The sequence below is a fragment of the Kitasatospora sp. NPDC003701 genome, from assembly GCF_053587085.1.
This window is the reverse complement of the sequence record NZ_JBSFNM010000135.1, coordinates 1-5,498: the sequence shown is the minus strand read 5'-3', so window position 1 is coordinate 5,498 and position 5,498 is coordinate 1. Positions and strand designations below refer to the sequence as shown.

Annotated in this window: 5 protein-coding genes and 1 riboswitch; all 5 genes read left to right on the top strand. The window is 73.7% G+C overall.

What is annotated here, in order from left to right:
• Positions 1-320 precede the first annotated feature (320 nt).
• A riboswitch (cobalamin riboswitch) is annotated at positions 321-491 on the top strand.
• A 230-nt stretch (positions 492-721) separates the two neighbouring features.
• The gene (locus ACWDRR_RS43975; protein WP_449777970.1) at positions 722-2,221 is read left to right on the top strand and encodes a CoA-acylating methylmalonate-semialdehyde dehydrogenase; all 1,500 of its coding nucleotides are present in this window, start codon (positions 722-724) and stop codon (positions 2,219-2,221) included.
• 7 nt (positions 2,222-2,228) lie between these two features.
• Positions 2,229-3,368, top strand: a complete 1,140-nt coding sequence (locus tag ACWDRR_RS43970) for an acyl-CoA dehydrogenase family protein (protein ID WP_449777969.1) — start codon at positions 2,229-2,231, stop codon at positions 3,366-3,368.
• Positions 3,368-4,462 carry an enoyl-CoA hydratase/isomerase family protein gene (locus tag ACWDRR_RS43965; protein ID WP_449777968.1) on the top strand — a complete coding sequence of 365 codons (1,095 nt, stop codon included), beginning with the start codon at positions 3,368-3,370 and terminating at the stop codon, positions 4,460-4,462. Before ACWDRR_RS43970 ends, ACWDRR_RS43965 begins: the two co-directional genes overlap by 1 nt.
• Positions 4,459-5,346, top strand: coding sequence for a 3-hydroxyisobutyrate dehydrogenase (gene mmsB, locus ACWDRR_RS43960; RefSeq protein ID WP_449777967.1), 888 nt, complete (start codon positions 4,459-4,461; stop codon positions 5,344-5,346). The genes ACWDRR_RS43965 and mmsB overlap by 4 nt, the downstream gene beginning before the upstream one ends.
• Positions 5,343-5,498, top strand: a 156-nt coding sequence (locus ACWDRR_RS43955; RefSeq protein WP_449777971.1) for an enoyl-CoA hydratase-related protein, incomplete at its 3' end; no start/stop codon positions are given. The genes mmsB and ACWDRR_RS43955, both read left to right, overlap by 4 nt.

Sequence of the window (5,498 nt, the reverse complement as noted above, 5' to 3'; positions counted from 1 at the left end):
ACTGCAGGGGGGACCCTGTGGGAGAGTAGGACGCCGCCGAACAATCATTGTGAAGAACCCCCCGATCCATCCGGATCGGGGGGTTCTTTGCGTTTTCGGGGCCTGGCGGGTCGGCACACCTTTGGCCTGCGACGGCACTCGCCGCCGGCCCGACGCGACGGCCCCGACGCTCCGGCCCGGCCGAGCCGGCCCGGCCCGGAGGCCCGACCCGGAGGCGGCGAGGAGGCCGCGGTCGTGGCCGGCGCGGCCCGGATGTTCTCGGCCATCCCGGTGGCGATCGCGGCCGGCGCTCTGGACTTACTAGGACGTCCAACTATATGGTCGTGAACAAGGCCCGCAGTGCAGGGAAGCCGGTGTGAATCCGGCACGGTCCCGCCACTGTGACCGGGGAGTGCGTCGTCGCAGTACCAGCCACTGGCAGCCAGCCGGGAAGGCCGGGCGGCGCGCGGTGATCCGGGAGTCAGGATACCGACTGCGGGTGTTCGTGTTGTCCACGAGGATGGAGCAAACACGCATGGCACCGGTCCGCGTTCTTCCCGACCCTGGTGATCCTGCGACGGCTGCGGTGTGCCCGTCACCCTGACGGTGTGCCGCGCCCGGCAGTACCCGTGTGCCCCCGCCCGTACCGAGCCCGGCTCGCGTCGGGCCCAGGCCCACGGTGCCCCTGCCGTGCCCCAGTTCCCTCGGATCCACCTGACGTCCTGACGAGAGCAGGCTTGTGATGATCCGTGAACTCACCCACTACATCGGCGGAAAGCACGTCCCCGGCACCTCCGGGGTGTTCGGCGACGTGTACGACCCCAACACCGGGACGGTCCAGGCGCGCGTCCCGCTCGCGAGCCGGGCCGAGACCGAGGCGGCGATCGCCGACGCCGAACAGGCCCAGGTCGAATGGGCGGCCTGGAACCCGCAGCGGCGGGCCCGGGTCCTGCTGCGCTTCCTCCAGCTGGTCGAGGCCGAGCGCGAGCCGCTGGCCCGGCTGCTCTCCGCCGAGCACGGCAAGACCGTCGCCGACGCCCACGGCGACCTCCAACGCGGGCTGGAGGTGGTCGAGTTCGCCGCCGGCATCCCGCACCTGCTCAAGGGCGAGTTCACCGACAGCGCCGGTACCGGCATCGACGTGTACTCGCTGCGCCAGCCGCTCGGCGTGGTCGCCGGCATCACCCCGTTCAACTTCCCCGCGATGATCCCGCTGTGGAAGGCGGCACCCGCGATCGCCTGCGGAAACGCCTTCGTGCTCAAGCCCTCCGAGCGCGACCCGTCGGTGCCGTTGCGCCTCGCCGAGCTGTTCGTCGAGGCGGGCCTGCCGCCGGGCGTGCTGAACGTCGTCAACGGCGGCAAGGAGGCGGTGGACACGCTGCTCGACGATCCGCGGGTGCAGGCGCTGGGGTTCGTCGGTTCGACGCCGATCGCCGAGTACGTCTACGCCACGGCCGCCGCGCGGGGCAAGCGGGCGCAGTGCTTCGGCGGCGCCAAGAACCACATGATCGTGATGCCGGACGCCGACCTCGACCAGGCCGCCGACGCGCTGATCGGCGCCGGGTACGGCTCCGCCGGCGAGCGCTGCATGGCCATCTCCGTCGCGGTGCCGGTGGGGGAGGAGACCGCCGACGCGCTGGTGGCCAAGCTCACCGAGCGGATCGCCGCGCTCAAGGTCGGCGCCTCGCACGACCCCGAGGCCGAGTTCGGGCCGCTGGTCAGCCAGGACGCCCTGGACCGGGTCCGCGGCTTCCTGGACCTGGGTGTCGAGGAGGGCGCCGAACTGGTCGTCGACGGCCGCGGTCTGACCGTGCCGGGGTACGAGGACGGCTACTTCCTGGGGGCCACGCTGTTCGACCGCGTCACCGCCGGGATGCGGATCTACCGCGAGGAGATCTTCGGCCCGGTCCTGTGCGTGGTCCGCGCGGCCGACTACGAGGAGGCGCTGCGGCTGCCGAGCGAGCACGAGTTCGGCAACGGCGTGGCGATCTTCACCCGGGACGGCGACACCGCCCGGGACTTCACCCGCCGGGTGAACACCGGCATGATCGGCGTCAACGTGCCGATCCCGGTCCCCGTGGCCTACCACACCTTCGGCGGCTGGAAGCGCTCCGGCTTCGGCGACCTCAACCAGCACGGCCCGGACTCGGTCCGCTTCTACACCAGGACCAAGACCGTCACCTCGCGCTGGCCCTCCGGGGTCAAGGAGGGCGCGAGCTTCACCATCCCGACGATGGGCTGAGGCCGCCGTGCACACCTTGACGGAGGATCAGCACGCCATCGCCGAGACCACCCGGGACTTCGCGCGCGAGCACCTGGCGCCGTACGCGGTCGAGTGGGACCGGGACAAGCACTTCCCGCTGGACGTGCTGCGCAAGGCGGCCGGACTCGGGCTCGGCGGCGTCTACGTCCGCGAGGGCGCGGGCGGTTCGGGGCTCACCCGGCAGGACGGGGTGCTGGTGTTCGAGGCGCTGGCCACCGGCTGCCCCTCGATCGCGGCCTACCTGTCCATCCACAACATGGTCGCCTGGATGGTCGACCGCTACGGCACCCCCGCGCAGCGCTCCCGCTGGCTGCCCGGGCTGTGCGCGATGGAGAGCCCGGCCAGCTACTGCCTGACCGAGCCCGGGGCGGGTTCCGACGCGGCCGCCCTCGCGACCCGCGCCGTCCGCGACGGCGACGGCTGGGTGCTGGACGGCGTCAAGCAGTTCATCTCCGGCGCGGGCGCCTCCCAGCTGTACGTGGTGATGGCCCGGACCGGGGGCGAGGGGCCGCGCGGGATCTCGGCGTTCGTCGTCGAACGCGACGACCCGGGGCTCTCCTTCGGTCCGAACGAGCGCAAGATGGGCTGGAACGCCCAGCCCACCCGCCAGGTCGTCCTGGACGGCGTCCGGCTGCCCGCCGACCGGCTCCTCGGGGCGGAGGGCGAGGGCTTCCGGATCGCGATGAACGGGCTCAACGGCGGGCGGCTGGGCATCGCCGCCTGCTCGCTCGGCGGCGCCCAGGACGCGCTGGAGCGGGCCACCGGCTACCTGGCCGAGCGCGAGGCGTTCGGCGCCAAACTCCTGCACGCCCAGGCGCTCCAGTTCCGACTGGCCGACATGGCCACGGAGTTGGAGGCGGCCCGGTCGCTGCTCTGGCGGGCGGCCGCCGCGCTGGACCGCGGTGACCCGCGGGCGCCGGAGCTCTGCGCGATGGCCAAGCGGTACGCCACCGACACCGGCTTCGACGTCGCCAACGCCGCGCTCCAACTCCACGGCGGCTACGGCTACCTGGCCGACTACGGCATCGAGAAGATCGTCCGCGACCTGCGGGTGCACCAGATCCTGGAAGGGACCAACGAGATCATGCGCGTCATCGTCGCCCGCGGCCTGACCGGAGCCGCGTGATGGCCGGGAGCACAGCGGCCGACGCCGGCACCGACAGCGAGGAGGTCGTGGTCCGGCGGGAGGGCCGGGCGGGCCTGATCGTCCTCGACCGGCCCGCCGCGCTGAACGCCCTCACCCACGGCATGGTGCGGCGGATCGCCGCCGCGCTGGAGGAGTGGGAGCGGGACGACCGGGTGGAGACCGTCGTCATCGCCGGGGCCGGGGACCGCGCCTTCTGCGCCGGCGGGGACATCGTCGCCATCCACCGCGCCGCCACCGGCGGCGATCCGCGCGCGGTCGAGGACTTCTGGCGGGACGAGTACCGGCTGAACGCCCGCATCGCCCGGTACGGCAAGCCCTACGTCGCCGTCATGAACGGCATCGTGATGGGCGGCGGGGTCGGCGTCTCCGCCCACGGCAGCGTCCGGATCGTCACCGGGACCACCCGGCTGGCGATGCCGGAGGCGGGCATCGGGTTCGTCCCCGACGTCGGGGGCACCTACCTGCTCGCGCTGGCGCCCGGCGAGCTGGGCACCCACCTGGCCCTGACCGCGGGCTCGGCGGGCGCCGGCGACGCCCTGCTCTGCGGGCTCGCCGACCACTTCGTGCCCGGCGAGCGGCTGCCCGCCCTGCTCGACGACCTGGCCGCACTGCCCGTCCACGACGCGCTCGCCCGGCACGTCGCACCCGCGCCGCCCGCCCCGCTGGAGCGGCAGCGCCCCTGGATCGACGCCTGCTACGCGGCCGGCACCGTCGAGGAGATCGTCGACCGGCTCGGCGCCAGCGGTGAACCCGAGGCGAAGAAGGCGGCCGACCGGATCACCGCCAACGCGCCGGCCGCCGTCAAGGCGACGCTCGCCGCCCTGCGCCGGGCCCGCGCCCTCGGCCCGCTGGAGGCGGTGCTGGACCAGGAGTACCGGACCTCCTGCGCTGCGCTCGCCACGCCGGACCTCGCCGAGGGCATCCGGGCGCAGGTGATCGACAAGGACCGCACACCGCGCTGGAACCCGGCCACGCTGGACGCCGTCACGCCCGCGGTCGTGGCCCGCTACTTCGCCCCGCTCGGTGAGCGGGAACTCGGCCTCGCCGCCACCACACCCCTGGAGCGCTGGTGACCCACCACATCGGATTTCTCGGACTCGGCAACATGGGCGGCCCGATGGCCGCCAACCTCGTCAAGGCCGGCCACCGCGTGACCGGCTACGACCTCGTCCCGGAGGCGCTCCGGCAGGCGGAGACGGCCGGGGTCGCCCCGGCGGCCTCGGCGGCCGGGGCCGTGCGCGACGCGGACGTGGTGATCACCATGCTGCCGGCCGGCCGCCACGTGCTGGCGGCCTACGCCGACCTGCTGCCCGCGGCCCGCCCGGGCGCGCTCTTCGTCGACTGCTCCACCATCGACGTCGCGGACGCCCGGGCCGCGCACGACCTCGCGGTGCGGGCCGGGCACCGGGCGGTCGACGCGCCCGTCTCCGGCGGGGTGCCGGGCGCGACCGCCGGGACCCTCACCTTCATGGTGGGCGCGGAGGAGGCGGACTTCGCCGCCGCCCGGCCGGTGCTGGAGGCGATGGGCGGCAGGATCGTGCACTGCGGGGCGTCCGGCGCCGGGCAGGCCGCGAAGATCTGCAACAACATGATCCTCGGTATCTCGATGATCGCCGTCAGCGAGGCGTTCGTCCTCGGTGAGAGCCTCGGCCTCAGCCACCAGGCGCTGTTCGACGTGGCCTCCACCGCCTCCGGCAGTTGCTGGGCGCTGACCAGCAACTGCCCCGTCCCCGGCCCGGTACCGGCCAGCCCCGCCAACCGCGACTACCGGGCCGGCTTCGCCGCCGCGCTGATGGCCAAGGACCTCGGCCTGGCCGCCGGAGCGGTCAAGGCCGCCGGCCTGCCGGTCGAACTCGGCGTGAGGGCAGCGGAGTTGTACGCGGACTTCGCCGCCGCCGACGGCGCCGGCCTGGACTTCTCGGCGATCATCACGACCATCAGGGAGGGCGGCGAGTGACCGCGTACGAGACGATCCTGGTCGAGCGCAAGGGCCGGGTCGGGCTGATCACGCTCGACCGGCCGAAGGCGCTGAACGCGCTCAACACGCAGCTGATGAACGAGGTCGTCGCGGCCGCGACCGCCTTCGACCGCGATCCGGAGATCGGCTGT

Excerpts from the sequence above, each read along its gene's own strand:
- ACWDRR_RS43975 (WP_449777970.1), top strand. The coding sequence starts at position 722 with ATGATCCGTGAACTCACCCACTACATCGGCGGAAAGCACGTCCCCGGC.
- ACWDRR_RS43965 (WP_449777968.1), top strand. The coding sequence starts at position 3,368 with ATGGCCGGGAGCACAGCGGCCGACGCCGGCACCGACAGCGAGGAGGTC.